The sequence below is a fragment of the Streptomyces sp. ICC1 genome (genome assembly GCF_003287935.1).
In the GTDB taxonomy this organism is placed as follows: Bacteria; Actinomycetota; Actinomycetes; order Streptomycetales; family Streptomycetaceae; genus Streptomyces; species Streptomyces tritrimontium.
On record NZ_CP030287.1, the window covers coordinates 496,400 to 510,754 of the forward strand.

The window sequence follows — 14,355 nt, forward strand, 5'->3', positions numbered from 1 at the left end:
TTCGGTCTTGTCGCCCGGCAAGATCCGAAAGAGACGGCCTAGACCGGCTGCGGGTCTTCCTCGACAGGGGCGGGCTCCGGCGCGGGTTTGCGGCGGGCCAGTACGCGGGCGCCGGCCACGGGCGGGACCAGCGGGGCCGAGGGTGCCGCTACGGGCGCCCCGGCCGGCGGCGGCGGTGAGGGCGGCTCGGCGGGCAGCGCGGGGAGCGGGATCGGGGTCAGGTCCAGCTTGAGGCCGGGCATCACCAGCACGGGCCGCTTCGGCGGCGCGGACGCGGGCGCCGCCGGCTCCGGGACCGGACCCGCCGGCGGACCCGGCACGGGCCCCGGCATCGGACCCGGCGGGGCCGTCAGAGGCCAGGGGGAACCCTTCGGAACCGCGGGCGGGGCCTGCTCCGGGGGCTGGGCCGGCGTGGAGGAGAAGTCCGGGATCAGGGTCCCGGCCGCCCGGCGCAGGGCCGCCCAGCGGACCTCCCGTACGCCGCTGTCGTGCCAGCGGTCCTCGCCCCCGGCGCCGGCCGCCCGGGCCAGGGCCCGCGCGGGGCGGTTGCGCCACCCGTGCAGGGCCACCGCCAGCGGGACCGCGAGCGCGAGCGTCCAGGCCAGGGCGGCTCCGCCCGCCTGCCACCACACGGGGCCGAAGGCGGCCAGTTCCCGGGAGCCCAGCGGCCCCGCCGAGGCCGCGGCGAGCCCGGCCGCGGCCAGGGCGCACACCACCGACCCCAGGGCCGCCGTGAGCGCGGTCTCCCCGTACGAGACCTCGCGCGCCCGGCGCACCGTGAACCAGCCCACCGTCAGCCCGGCCGCCACCGGAACCACGGCGACGGCCCAGGTCAGCGGCGTGCCGGGGCCGTCCGGGGGCAGGGCCGCGAGCAGCGGGAAACGCGGCAGCGCGGGCGAGCCGCCGAAGCCGAGCGGGGTCGCGGTGGCCCCGGTGCCCAGCGCGAAGCCGGGACCGAGGGTGTAGGCGGCGCCCCAGACGACCGCGTTCGGAACCAGCGTGAGGGCGAGCAGCAGCACCGCGAAGCGGCCCGACCAGCCGCCGGTCAGCGCCACGAAGGAGCCCTGCACCTCCGCCCCGTGCCAGGCCAGGGAGGCGCTGACGACCAGGGCCCCGCCGCCGAGGAGGACCAGCACCCCGGCGGCGCCGGCGCGCAGCGCGAGCGCGTAGCGGGGGCGGGTGAGCCGGCCGGGCAACTGCCCCAGCGGGCGGCCCCGGGCCTCCCAGACCCCGCCCGCGGCGGCGAGGGCGGCGACCAGCGGCAGGTGCCAGGCCGCGCTGAGCGGGTCGGCGGGCATCGGCCCGGAGGCCGCGTACACGGTGGCCAGCGCGCCGACGCCGAGGTAGCCGCAGAGCACGGCGGAGAACACGACGCCGGCCGGCAGCGGCTCCGCGGCGCGCGGATCCTCCTCGATGGTGCTGCCGAGCCGGGCGGCGCGCCGGATGAGCAGCGCGGGCAGGGCGATGAGCAGCAGCGGGATCACGCCGACGGGTGCGGGCACCCCGGAGAGGGTCTCGTAGCGGACCAGCTCGGTGCCGTGGGCGAGCAGCCAGAGGCCCGCGGCGAGGTGCAGGGCGCCGCCGGGGCCGCTGTCCGGGTAGGGGGAGCTGATCCACAGCACGATGACGAGCACGGCGAGGAAGCCGAGCCCCAGTCCTGCCGCGACGGCTCCTCCCGCGACGCAGGCGGCGGCCGCCGGCGAGCGGCGCCGGGCGGGGGCCCTTGGGGCCGTTGGCAACGGGGTCCCGCGTTCGGTCACTTGGGTCACCCCGCCATGGTGCCAACGACACGCGCTATGGGCGGGTAACAGGCGAATGACCGTGGTGTCGCTCAATATACGTTTATGTACTTTTTCGCTCAGGGCGTCCGGGTCGCGGGGAGTGTGGCATGACACAAAGCGTCACGGAGCTGGGCCTCCCCACCCCGAAGGAACGCCGGCGCCTGCGCGAAGCGGCCGAGCTGACCCACGACGAGGTCGCGGCGGCGGTGGGCGTCACACCGACCACGGTGCGCTCCTGGGAGACGGGCCGCACCGACCCCCGGGGCCGCAAGCGCGAGGCCTACGCGAAGCTGCTGGCCCGCCTCTCGGCTGCCGCCGGCCCGGAAGGGGGCGCGGACCCGGCGGACGGGGAAGCCGAAGCGGCAACCGGCCCGGACGGGGCGGTGGCAGACGCGGTGTCAGCCACCGGCACCCGGCCCGGACGGGACGGGGCGGCCGGATCGGCCGGATCTGACGGATCGGCCGGATCGGCCGAAGGCGCGTCGGTCGGCGGGGCCGGGGCCGCAACCGGCGCGCCCGGCCGGGTCCCAGACGTGACGTCAGAGCGGAGCGCCCCGTCCGGCACGGACACCGCCCTGGAGCCGGCCGACGCGGACACGGATGCCGAACCCGACGCCGATGAGGTCGAGGCGGCCGGCGCGAACGAGGGCCGGTTCGGGCTGCGCCTGCGCGGTCTCGCGCGGCCCGTCGGGGCGCAGACCCGGCCCAAGCCCGCCGCCAAGCGCGCCGCGAAGCCCCCCGTCGGGGTCCTCCGCCACGAGGCCAAGGCCACGGTCATGGCCGCCGCGGGCAGCGGTGGCGGCCTCACCGCCCTCCGCCCCGGCGGTTCGATGCCCCCGGGCACGGACGCGGGTCCGGACACCGGCGCGGCGGGCACGGGCGCGGACGCGGCCCCGGGCCCGGACACCGGCGCGGGCCCGGACACCGGGACGGGCCCGGACACCGGCACGGGCACGGGCCCGGACACCGGGACGGGCCCGGACACCGGCACGGGCGCGGGGCCGGACCCCGGCACGGGCACGGCCGAGGGCCCCGCCGCGGAGACCGATCCCGGTGCGGGGCCCGCCGGAAGCACCGGCATCGCCGCCGTCACCACCGCCGCCGGCGAGGGGCCGGAGGCCGGGGCCGGGCCGGACGGCACCGCGCCGGGCGCGGACGCCCGTACCGCCCCGCAGGACGGCGCGGTCGAGGCCTTCGACGCCCTCTACGCCCGCACCGCCCCCGCGCTGGCCCGCCAGGCCTACCTCCTCACGGGCCGCCGCGCCCTCGCCGAGGAGGCCGTCGAGCACGCCTTCCAGCAGGCCTGGGAGCGCTGGCCCGAGGTCGCCACCGACCCGGATCCGGTCGGCTGGGTGCGCGCGGCGGCGTACGAGTACGCGCTCTCCCCCTGGCACCGGTTCAGACGCGCCCACCGGCACGCCGACAAGCCCCCGGCCGACCCCGCCGATCGCGTCCTCCTGGACGCGATGCTCACGCTGCCTCCGGCCCACCGCCGCACGGTGCTCCTCTACGATGGCGTCGGCCTGGACCTCCCCGACACCGCCGCCGAGACCGAGGCCTCGACGCCCACCGCCGGCGGCCGGCTGGTCAACGCGCACGCCGACCTCGCCGACCGGATCCCCGAGCTGGCCGACGTCGCGCCCGAGAAGCAGTCCGCGCTGCTGCGCGAGCGGCTGGGCGGCCTGCAACCGCCCGGACGGCTGGAGCCGCGCGCGGCAGCCGTCGTACGGGCGGCCGGGGAGAACCGCAACCGGCTGTGGACCCGGGCGGTCATGGGGGTGACGGCGGTCATCGCCGCCGCCACGGCCTATACGGCGGTGACCGCGCCGACCGAGTACGAGCCCCCGCGCGCGCCCGGCGCGAACGTGTCGGGCGTACCCCCGCACAGCGGACCGCAGCAGCTCAGCGACGAGGGCCGGCAGCTGCACGACAAGCTCGCCTCCGACCCCGCGGCCGGACCCGCCCGGGTCTCGCCCAAGCCGGAGTGAGCGGGCACTGAGAACGGGCGTGGCCCGCACCCCTTCGCAGGGTGCGGGCCACGCCCGTTCTCGCGTACGCCGTACGCCGTACGCCGTGGCGCACGAGGCGACTACTGCGCGGCGCTGAGGATCTCGCGCGCCAGCTTCGCCGTCTCGGTCGGCGTCTTGCCGACCTTCACGCCCGCGGCCTCGAGGGCTTCCTTCTTGGCCTGTGCGGTGCCGGAAGAACCGGAGACGATGGCGCCTGCGTGGCCCATGGTCTTGCCCTCGGGGGCGGTGAAGCCCGCGACGTAGCCGACGACCGGCTTGGTGACGTGCTTGGCGATGTAGTCCGCCGCACGCTCCTCGGCGTCGCCGCCGATCTCGCCGATCATGACGATCAGGTCGGTGTCGGGGTCCGCCTCGAACGCCTCGAGGGCGTCGATGTGCGTGGTGCCGATGACCGGGTCGCCACCGATGCCGACGGCGGAGGAGAAGCCGATGTCACGGAGCTCGTACATCATCTGGTAGGTCAGCGTGCCCGACTTGGACACGAGACCGATGCGGCCGGGCTTGGTGATGTCGCCCGGGATGATGCCGGCGTTGGACTGGCCGGGGGTGATCAGACCCGGGCAGTTCGGGCCGATGATCCGCGTCTTGTTGCCCTTGGAGGTCGCGTACGACCAGAAGGCGGCGGAGTCGTGCACCGCGATGCCCTCGGTGATGACGACGGCCAGCGGGATCTCGGCGTCGATGGCCTCGACGACCGCGGACTTGGCGAACGCCGGCGGGACGAAGAGGACGGAGACGTTGGCGCCCGTCTTCTCGATCGCCTCGGCGACGGAGCCGAAGACCGGGACCTCGGTGCCGTCGAAGTCGACGCTGGTGCCGGCCTTGCGCGGGTTCACGCCGCCGACGATGTTGGTGCCGTCAGCCAGCATCAGCTTGGTGTGCTTCATGCCCGTGGCACCGGTCATGCCCTGGACGATGACCTTGCTGTCCTTGTTGAGGAAGATAGCCATGTGAGTCTGTGACCTCTGCCCTTACTTCGCAGCCGCGAGCTCGGCGGCCTTGTCGGCCGCGCCGTCCATGGTGTCCACGCGCTGGACCAGCGGGTGGTTGGCGTCCGAGAGGATCTTGCGACCCAGCTCGGCGTTGTTGCCGTCGAGGCGGACGACGAGCGGCTTGGTGACCGCCTCGCCCTTGTCCTCGAGCAGCTGCAGCGCCTGGACGATGCCGTTGGCGACCTCGTCGCACGCGGTGATGCCGCCGAAGACGTTGACGAAGACGGACTTGACGTCCGGGTCGCCGAGGATGATCTCGAGACCGTTGGCCATGACGGCGGCGGAGGCGCCACCGCCGATGTCCAGGAAGTTGGCGGGCTTGACGCCGCCGTGGTTCTCGCCGGCGTACGCGACGACGTCGAGGGTGCTCATGACGAGACCCGCGCCGTTGCCGATGATGCCGACCTCGCCGTCGAGCTTCACGTAGTTGAGGTTCTTCGCCTTGGCGGCGGCCTCGAGCGGGTTCGCGGCCGCGTGGTCCACGAACGCCTCGTGGCCCGGCTGGCGGAACTCGGCGTTCTCGTCGAGCGAGACCTTGCCGTCGAGCGCGATGACGTCGCCGTTGGCGACCTTCGCGAGCGGGTTGACCTCGACGAGGAGCGCGTCCTCGGCGATGAAGGTCGCCCACAGGGTCACGAGGACCTCGGCGACCTTCTCGGCGACCTCGGCCGGGAACTGCGCCAGCGCGACGATCTCGCGGGCCTTCTCGATGGTCACGCCCTCGTTGGCGTTCACCGGGACCTTGGCGAGCTTCTCCGGGGTCTCCTCCGCGACCTGCTCGATGTCCATGCCGCCCGCGACCGAGGCCATGGCCAGGAAGGTGCGGTTGGTGCGGTCGAGGAGGTACGAGACGTAGTACTCCTCCAGGATCTCCGGAGCGGTCTCGGCGATCATCACCTTGTGGACCGTGTGGCCCTTGATGTCCATCCCGAGGATGTCCGTCGCACGGGCGACGGCCTCGTCCGGGGTGGCGGCGAGCTTGACGCCACCGGCCTTGCCGCGGCCTCCGACCTTCACCTGCGCCTTGACGACCGACTTGCCACCCATGCGCTCGGTGGCCTCGCGGGCTGCCTCAGGCGTGTCGATGACTTCACCGGCCAGCACCGGTACACCGTGCTTGGCGAAGAGGTCCCTCGCCTGGTACTCGAACAGGTCCACGCGCGTCCGTCCCTTGTCTTTTTTAAAGATTCGCAGTGATTCGCGGTTGTCTGCTATCTGCGTGGGCGTGCCGCGGAGGGCAACGTGACGGCGCTGTCACAAGGAAGGCGCACACGGTGACCGTGGACGCGGCATGTCCGTCCCGCAGGTTATCCCCGTGGGACGTAGGTCCCTAAATCGCAGATCACACCTGAGCGGTGATACCTGTCACAGATCGCCTCACGGTTGAACTGCATCTTCGTGCGATCTGCCGATGGGCAGGCGCTCGTACGGGTCCCCGCGCGGCCGCCCGGGAGCGGGCTGCCGGGGCGGCCGGTCCGGTCACGGGACGGGCAGCGGGCGCTTCTCCAGCGCCGCGGCCATGACCTCCGGGAACAGGTCGGGGGTGCACGCGAAGGCGGGGGCGCCGAGCGCGGCGAGGGCGGCGGCGTGTTCGCGGTCGTAAGCGGGGGCTCCCTCGTCGGACAGGGCGAGGAGGGTCACGAACTCCACCCCCGCGGCCTTCATCGCCGCGACCCGCTTCAGCATCTCGTCGCGTATGCCGCCCTCATAGAGATCGCTGATGAGGACCACGACGGTGTCCGCGGGACGGGTGATCTTCGACTGGCAGTAGGCGAGCGCGCGGTTGATGTCCGTGCCGCCGCCGAGCTGGGTGCCGAAGAGCACGTCGACGGGGTCGTCGAGCTGGTCGGTCAGGTCCACGACGGCGGTGTCGAAGACGACCAGCCGGGTGGCGATCGACCGCATCGAGGCGAGCACCGCCCCGAAGACGGAGGCGTAGACGACGGAGGCGGCCATCGAGCCCGACTGGTCGATGCACAGCACGACCTCCTTCTTCACCGACCGGGCGGCGCGGCCGTAGCCGATCAGCCGCTCGGGGACGACGGTGCGGTACTCGGGGAGGTAGTTCTTCAGGTTGGCCCGGATGGTGCGGTCCCAGTCGATGTCCGCGTGCCGGGGCCGGCTGATCCGCGCGGACCGGTCGAGCGCGCCGGTGAGGGTGGCCCGCGTCTTGGCCGCGAGTCGCTTCTCCAACTGCTCGACCACCTTGCGGACCACCGCGCGGGCCGTCTCCCGGGTCGTCTCGGGCATCGCCTTGTTGAGCGAGAGCAGGGTGCCGACGAGGTGCACGTCCGGCTCGACGGCCTCCAGCATCTCCGGTTCCAGCAGCAGCGCGGACAGCCCCAGGCGCTGGATCGCGTCCCGCTGCATGACCTGCACCACGGAGGTGGGGAAGTACGTCCGGATGTCCCCGAGCCAGCGCGCCACGTTCGGCGCGGAGCCGCCGAGCCCGGCCGACCGCTCCCCCTTCCGCTTGCGTCCGGCGCCGCCGTTGCCCCCGTACAGCGCCCCGAGCGCGGCGTCCATCCCGGCGTCCGCACCGGTCAGCGTGTACCCGGTCCCGTCCGCCTCGCCCCCGCCGAGCACCATCCGCCACCGCCGCAACCGCTCCTCGCCTACCACTGCCGCGCTCCCCGTCCCAGCCATCTGCCCGTCCCCTTCTCTCGTTCTCTCGTTCTTTCGTTCTCCCGTCACGACCACCACGCCGGCCCGCCCTGCCCCGGTCAGGCCGGAGCCGCCGCCAGGAGGAGCCGGACCAGGTCCACCACCGCGTCCGCGCGGACCGGGTCCAGATCGGGAGCGAAGCCCGCCGGAGCCGAACCGCCGCCCGCCCCGGCGGGGCCCGCCGCCGGGCCGCGCCGGACCAGCTCGCCCAGGGTCCGCTTCACGCCCGCCTCGTACGCCCCGAACGTGCGCCGCAGCAGCGGCAGTACGTCGACGAACGCCCGCTCCGGCACCGACACCAGCCAGGTGTCGATCAGCCCCAGCAGCCGGTCGTCGTGCACCAGCAGCGTGCCGCCGCCCGAGCCGCCGCCCGCGAAGCCCTCGATCCAGCCCGCCGCGTCGGCCGGGGCGGACGCCGGGGACAGCGACAGCCCCATCAGCCGGGCCGTCTCCTCGGGCGGCAGCCGCCCGTCGTCGAGCAGCAGCCGCGCCGCCCGGCCGCGGATCAGCCCGGGGACGGTGTCCCGTCCGGCCAGCGTCCGCAGGACCGCCGACCAGCGCTCCCGCAGGCCGCCCGGCTCCTCCTCCGAGCACAGGAGCCCGATGGCACCGTGCACCCCGTCCACCTGCCCCCGCAGCTCCGCCGCCGCGTCGGCGTCCAGCCCGGCCGCGCAGGCGGGCGGCAGCGCCACGCATATTCGCTCCGCGAGCCCGGCCGCGACCGTCCCCAGCGCCGCCGCGTCGGTGCCGCGCACGTCCCCGTACCGCAGCGAACGGGCCAGCGCGGGCAGGGCCTTCGCCAGGCCCGCCACGTCCGTGTCCAGGGCGGCCCGGTCGGCGAGGGCCCGCAGGACGGCCGGCAGGGCCTCGGAGAGCCCGGCCAGCAGGCAGTGCTCGGCCAGGGCGGTGATCTCGCCCAGCTCCCCGGCGGCCGCCGCGTCGGCCTCGGCCTTGGCGGTGGCCGCCCCGAGGACGGTGGTCCCCCAGATGCCGGCCTCGGCCACCCGCACCGCGAGCTCCGGCTCCCAGCGCAGGCGCCAGGTCTCCCGGAAGGTGCCCGTGCTCCCCCGCGAGGCCACCGGGACGCCCCAGCCGATGCCGAGCAGCCGCAGCCGGTGCAGCAGCAGGGACTTGGCCGTGTCGGTGTCCTTGCGCAGGTCGAGCTCGAGCTCGCGGTCCTGCGCTTCGGCCTTGAGGCGCAGCGAGCGCTGCAGGCGGTTCAGGTCGCGCTGGAGCGGTACGACGGGCGCCGCGTCCGGGACTTCGCCGAGCACGTCGCCGACGACGAGCCGGTCCTCGATGAGGGCGAGCGGTATGTCGGAGCCGTCGCACATCACCGCCCGGACCGCTTCGAGGGTTTCCGTCAGGCCCGCCACGGGCCGGCCCCGCATCGCGGCCAGGGTGTCGGCGAGCCGGACCGCTTCGATGACGTGCGCCGGGGAGACCTGCCGGTCCTCCTCGCGCAGCAGGCCCGCGACCTTGGTCAGCCACCGCTCCACGGGCCGGTCCGGGGCGGTGAAGAGGTGCGCGTACCAGCCGGGTGAGGTGATGCCCGCGCCGTACCCGCCGGCCCGGGCCAGGCGCCGGTGGGTCCAGGGGACCCAGGTGGTCTCCACCTTGACCTTGGGCAGTCCGGTCAGCAGCGCCTTGTCCGCGGCGGCGGTGGTCTTCGCCCGCAGGGCCGGGACGTGCCAGGCCCCGCAGACGACGGCGTACGCCTCGCCGAACTCGCGGCGCGCGGCCCGCATCCGCTGCCGCATGTACGCCTCGCGAACCAGGTCCCGGTGGTGGCCGCCGTCCCCGTACTCCTCTCGCAGGGCGCCCATGGCCTCCCCGAGGGCCTCGAACACGCCCAGCGGGTCGGCGTCGGGACCGGCCGTGCCCCGGTGCTCCACGACGTCTTCCCACCAGCGCTCGGGGTCGTCGTACCCGGCGGTCTCGGCGAGCACCGCGAGGGGGTCCAGCCGGACGGGGTCGGACGCGCCGCCGTCCCCCTCCCCGTCCGCCGGCGCGGCCAGCGAGTGCGCGGCGGGGAGGTCGATGAACCGGACCGGCACGTCCCGCTCCTGCGCCCACCGGATGGCCGCCCACTCCGGGGAGAAGCCGGCCAACGGCCAGAAGGCGGCCCGGCCGGGATCGTCCGCGGCGTGCGCGAGCAGGGCGACGGGCGGCCGCATCCCGGGGGCGGCGGCCAGCGGCAGCAGGGCGTCCCCCTCGGGCGGCCCCTCGATGAGCACCGCCGCCGGCCGGCCCGCCTCGAGGGCGGCGCGCACCGCGCGGGCCGACCCCGGGCCGTGGTGCCGTACGCCCAGGAGCAGCGGCCCCCGCACCGCGGACCGCGGCGGGTCCTCGGCCTCCCGGGGGCCCTTCACGGTCGGCGTGCTCACGCGGTCACCTCCCGGCAGGCGCGGTAGAAGTCCTTCCAGCCGTCGCGCTCGCGGACCACCGCTTCCAGGTACTCCTGCCAGACGACCTTGTCGGCGACCGGATCGCGCAGGACGGCCCCGAGGATCCCGGCGGCCACGTCGGAGGAGCGCAGCACGCCGTCCCCGAAGTGGGCGGCCAGGGCGAGGCCCCCCGTGACGACCGAGATGGCCTCGGCGGTGGACAGGGTGCCGCTGGGCGACTTGACCTTCGTGCGGCCGTCGTCGGTGACACCGCCGCGCAGCTCCCGGAAGACGGTGACGACCCGGCGGATCTCCTCCAGGCCCTCGGGCGCGGCGGGCAGGTCGAGGGCGCGGCCCATCTGGTCGACGCGGCGGGCGACGATGTCGACTTCGGCGTCGGCGGTGGCGGGCAGCGGCAGGACGACGGTGTTGAAGCGGCGGCGCAGGGCGCTGGAGAGCTCGTTGACGCCGCGGTCGCGGTCGTTGGCGGTGGCGATGAGGTTGAAGCCGCGCACGGCCTGCACCTCCTGGCCGAGCTCCGGTATCGGGAGCGTCTTCTCGGACAGGACGGTGATGAGGGTGTCCTGGACGTCGGCGGGGATGCGGGTGAGCTCCTCGACGCGGGCGGTCATGCCCTCGGCCATGGCCCGCATGACGGGGCTCGGTACGAGGGCTTCGCGGCTGGGGCCGTGGGCGAGGAGCCGGGCGTAGTTCCAGCCGTAGCGGATGGCTTCCTCGGGGGTTCCGGCGGTGCCCTGGACGAGGAGGGTGGAGTCGCCGCTGACCGCGGCCGCGAGATGCTCGGACACCCAGGTCTTGGCGGTGCCGGGGACTCCGAGGAGCAGCAGCGCGCGGTCGGTGGCGAGGGTGGTGACGGCGACTTCGACGATGCGGCGCGGTCCCACGTACTTGGGCGTGATGACGGTTCCGTCGGCGAGCGTGCCCCCCTGCAGGTACGTCGCCACGGCCCACGGGGAGAGCTTCCAGCGGGCCGGGCGGGTCCGGTCGTCGGCCGCGGCCAGGGCTTTCAGTTCGTGTGCGAAGGCGTCTTCGGCGTGCGGTCGCAGTGCCTCTGCGGTGGTCTCGTTCCCGGTCGTGTCCATGGTCCCCCTCCAATGCTCCGCAGCCGCTTCCGGCTGCTGTGAACACGATGCACCCGACCACTGACAACGGGCCTCGGGAGATGGGTTGTTGCAGGTCAGAGCGATTGTCAGTGGGGGTCCTTACGGTGGAACACATGACTGAGCAGGGGGTTCGCTGGACAGCGGAACAGGTACTGGGTCTGGCTCCTGACGACGCGTCGCGCAAGGCGGGGGCCAGACTCGGCGGAGGGGGGCCGTGGTCTCAGACCGGAGGTTCCGCTTCCGGTGCGGTGTGGGGGTTGTGCAAGGGCAGCGGCAGCAAGCCGTACCGGACCGTCGTCGATCTGGCCGGTCCCGCCTACAAGTGCTCCTGCCCGAGCCGGAAGTTCCCGTGCAAGCACGCGCTGGGGCTGCTGCTGCTCTGGGCGGCGGAGGGTTTCGGCGATCCGGCCGGGGCTCCGGACTGGGCGGCCGAATGGCTCACGGAGCGGGCGGCGAAGGCCGCCCGGCCCGCGGCCGGGCGGTCCGCCGAGGGGCCCGCGGACGCGGAGGCCGCCCGCCGGCGTGCGGAGCGGCGGGCGGCCCGGATCGGCGCGGGCGTCACCGAGCTGGAGCAGCGGCTCGCGGATCTGGTGCGCGGCGGGCTGGCCGGCCAGGAGCAGGCGGGATACGCCGCCTGGGAGGAGACGGCCGCCCGGATGGTCGACGCGCAGGCGCCCGGACTGGCCGGGCGGGTGCGGGAGTTGGGGACGATACCCAGTTGCGGGTCCGGCTGGCCCGCACGGATGCTGGAGGAGGCCGCGCTGCTGCACCTGCTGGACCGGGCCTGGCTGGGGGTGTCCGGACTGCCGGAGCCGCTGGCCGCGACGGTCCGCAGCAGGGTGGGGCTGCAGAACGGGGCGGAGGGCGAGGCCGTACGGGACCGCTGGCTCGTGCTGTCCCAGTACGACACGGCGTCTCCCGACGGCCGGCTCACCACCCGCCGGATATGGCTGCGCGGGCTGGCGAGCGGGCGGTCGGCCCTGGTCATGGACTTCGGCCCGCCCGGGCGACCGCCCGGGCTGGCGCTGCCCGTCGGGCTGGTGCTGGATGCGGAAGTCCGCTTCCGGCCCGGCTCGGCGGGGCTTCGGGCGGACCTCGGAGAGCGGTTCGCCGCGGCCGAGCCGTGCGGGGCCGTGCCGCAGGGCATGGGCACGGGCGCGGCGCTCGAGGCGTACGGCGCGGCGCTGCGCGAGGACCCCTGGCTGGATTCCTGGCCGGTGGTGCTCGAAGCGGTGGTTCCGATACCGGGGGGACAAGGGGGAGGAAGAGCGGGGGAAACAGCCTGGCAACTGGCGGACGCGGAGGGGACGTCCGCCCTGCCCGTGCCCCTGACCGGGGCCGGGAGCCGGCCCCTGGCGGGGCTTTGGCAGCTGGCCGCGCTGTCCGGGGGCGGGCCGGTGACGGTGTTCGGCGAGTGCGGACACCGCGGATTCACCCCGCTGACGGCCTGGCAGCCGGACTCTCCGGAGCCGGTGGCGCTGGCCTGAGCGGGTGCGGGGGGAAGAAGCGACGGCGCGGGGGCGCCGGCGTGCTCGAACTACGAGGCCGGGGGGCTTTTGTGGACGACAACCACGCCAGTTGAGAGCTGCACGACCGCGGCCGCACGACCAGCGGCCTCGGGGGAAACGCGAGCTGCTCCGGTCCCGCGGAGGGGGCGGGACCGGAGCACGGACACGAAGAGCAGAAGCACGAAGAGCAGAAGAGCGGAAGAGCACGACGAGGGAGAGGGAGGGGACGCGATGAACACGGCGACGAAGACGGATCGGACCTCGGCGGATCGGACCTCGGCCGACGAGGCCCTCGGGGACTGGGAGGAGCTGGTCGCGGCGGCGCTGCTGGGCACCGACCGGCGCCAGGGCAGCCCCGAGGCGCTGCTCGGGGCCGCCGCCGTGCAGACGGTGCGGCGCCGGGCGGGACTGCGGCCGGCCGAGGCGGGCCCGCGGCCCGAGCCCGCGCCGCGGGACCCGCGCCCGGCTCCGCCGGAGGCGGCCCGGCAGCGGCTCGCGCAACTGCTGGCCGGGCGGACGAGCGCCGGCGGCTCCGGGCGGCGCGGAGCGGCCCCGGATCTGACGGAGCTGCTGCCCCAGTGGCTGGCCGCCGCCGGGCATCACGGCTACCGGGCTCCGGCCGCGCTGGTCCCCGCGCTGCTGGACGCCGCGCGGGCCCGTAGCGACCTCCGGCCGCAGGCGCTGTCCCTGGCCGGGACGCGCGGACTGTGGCTGGCCCGGCTCAATCCGGACTGGCGGTTCGCGCTGCGGGGCGGCTCCGGTGCCGCCGGCGAGCTGCCCGACGCCACGGATGCGGCAGGGGTGGACCGGCTCTGGCAGGAGGGGCTGTTCGCGGAGCGGGTGGCCCTGCTCGGGGTCGTCCGGGCCCACGAGGCGGCTGCCGCGCCACGGCTGCTGGCGACGACCTGGGCCACCGAGCGGGCCGAGGACCGGCTGATGTTCCTCGATTCGCTGCGGGCGGGACTGTCCGCCGGCGACGAGCCGTTCCTGGAGGCGGCGCTGGACGACCGCAGCCGGGGTGTCCGGGCGACCGCCGCCGAGCTGCTGTCCTCGCTGCCGGCATCGGCGCTGGCCGGGCGGATGGCGGAGCGGGCCCTGGCCTGTGTGGGCCCGGAGGGGGTGAAGCCGCCGGCCGAGTGCGACGCGGGGATGCTGCGCGACGGCGTGGTCGAGCGGCCGCCCGCCGGCCGGGGGGAACGGGCCTGGTGGCTGGCGCAGTTGGTGGAGTCCGCGCCGCTCCTGTGCTGGCGCGAGCGGTTCGGGGGGCTCGATCCGGCGGGGATCGTGGCGCTGCCGATGGGCGAGGACTGGGTGGAGGAACTGCACGCGGCGTGGTGCCGCGCAGCCGTGCGCCAGCGCGACCCCGCCTGGTCGAAGGCCCTGCTCGGCTCGGCGTCGGAGCCGCCCGCGGCCGGCCCGGCGACGGCGTCGCTGGCGGAGCGGGCGAAGCTCCTGTCGATCCTGGGCGAGGAGGAGCGGGCGGCCTGGGTCGCGGAGTTCATACGGGCCCACGGCCTGTCGGAGGCGTTCCAGCTGCTCGGGGTGTGCGTGGTGCCGTGGGCGGGGGCGCTGGGGCGGGCCGTGGTCGAGGCCCTCGACTCCGCGCGGGAGGCCGGCGGTTACCCGTGGAGCTTCAGCGGGGTGATGGGCCTGGCGGAGCGCTGCCTGGACCCGGCGGAGGCGGGCCGGCTGGAGTCGGCGGCGGCGGAGCCGGTGGAGGAGGGGGGCGCGGCGGCGTACTGGGCGGAGGCGTTCCAGCGCATGGTGGCCACCCTGCGCCTGCGCGCGGCGATGCACGCGGAACTGGCACCGCCCGGTCCCTGACCCGGACCCCGCGCCGCGATCGCCGGTGGGGCCGGATGATCCGGC

At 75.4% G+C, this 14,355-nt stretch carries 8 protein-coding genes and 2 pseudogenes; 4 read left to right on the forward strand and 6 right to left on the reverse strand.

What is annotated here, in order from left to right:
* Positions 1 to 38: 38 nt before the first annotated feature.
* Positions 39 to 1,769, reverse strand: a complete 1,731-nt coding sequence (locus DRB96_RS02375) for a DUF6350 family protein (RefSeq protein ID WP_162688517.1) — start codon at positions 1,767 to 1,769, stop codon at positions 39 to 41.
* 119 nt (positions 1,770 to 1,888) lie between these two features.
* Here DRB96_RS02375 and DRB96_RS02380 point away from each other — a divergent pair.
* Positions 1,889 to 2,080, forward strand: a pseudogene (locus DRB96_RS02380) (helix-turn-helix transcriptional regulator); the annotation flags it as partial.
* Positions 2,081 to 2,968: 888 nt separating this feature from the next.
* Positions 2,969 to 3,769: pseudogene (locus tag DRB96_RS45805) on the forward strand (DNA-directed RNA polymerase sigma-70 factor); the annotation flags it as partial.
* 101 nt (positions 3,770 to 3,870) lie between these two features.
* Here the strand turns inward: DRB96_RS45805 and sucD are convergent.
* From sucD to DRB96_RS02410, 5 genes are all read right to left on the reverse strand, one after another.
* The gene (gene sucD / locus DRB96_RS02390) at positions 3,871 to 4,761 is read right to left on the reverse strand and encodes a succinate--CoA ligase subunit alpha (protein ID WP_112446541.1); all 891 of its coding nucleotides are present in this window, start codon (positions 4,759 to 4,761) and stop codon (positions 3,871 to 3,873) included.
* 21 nt (positions 4,762 to 4,782) lie between these two features.
* Positions 4,783 to 5,961, reverse strand: a complete 1,179-nt coding sequence (gene sucC, locus DRB96_RS02395; protein WP_112446542.1) for an ADP-forming succinate--CoA ligase subunit beta — start codon at positions 5,959 to 5,961, stop codon at positions 4,783 to 4,785.
* A gap of 321 nt (positions 5,962 to 6,282) precedes the next feature.
* Complete coding sequence (locus DRB96_RS02400) at positions 6,283 to 7,449, reverse strand: VWA domain-containing protein (RefSeq protein WP_112446543.1); 1,167 nt, start codon at positions 7,447 to 7,449, stop codon at positions 6,283 to 6,285.
* Positions 7,450 to 7,526: 77 nt separating this feature from the next.
* Positions 7,527 to 9,839 (reverse strand): DUF5682 family protein, encoded by a 2,313-nt coding sequence (locus DRB96_RS02405; RefSeq protein ID WP_204357978.1) that lies wholly within the window; start codon positions 9,837 to 9,839, stop codon positions 7,527 to 7,529.
* Positions 9,840 to 9,850: 11 nt separating this feature from the next.
* Positions 9,851 to 10,957 (reverse strand): AAA family ATPase, encoded by a 1,107-nt coding sequence (locus DRB96_RS02410; protein WP_112446544.1) that lies wholly within the window; start codon positions 10,955 to 10,957, stop codon positions 9,851 to 9,853.
* Between the two features lie 134 nt (positions 10,958 to 11,091).
* Between DRB96_RS02410 and DRB96_RS02415 the strand changes: the two genes are divergently transcribed.
* Positions 11,092 to 12,465, forward strand: coding sequence for an SWIM zinc finger family protein (locus tag DRB96_RS02415; protein WP_112446545.1), 1,374 nt, complete (start codon positions 11,092 to 11,094; stop codon positions 12,463 to 12,465).
* A gap of 252 nt (positions 12,466 to 12,717) precedes the next feature.
* Complete coding sequence (locus DRB96_RS02420) at positions 12,718 to 14,310, forward strand: DUF5691 domain-containing protein (RefSeq protein WP_112446546.1); 1,593 nt, start codon at positions 12,718 to 12,720, stop codon at positions 14,308 to 14,310.
* Positions 14,311 to 14,355 lie beyond the last annotated feature (45 nt).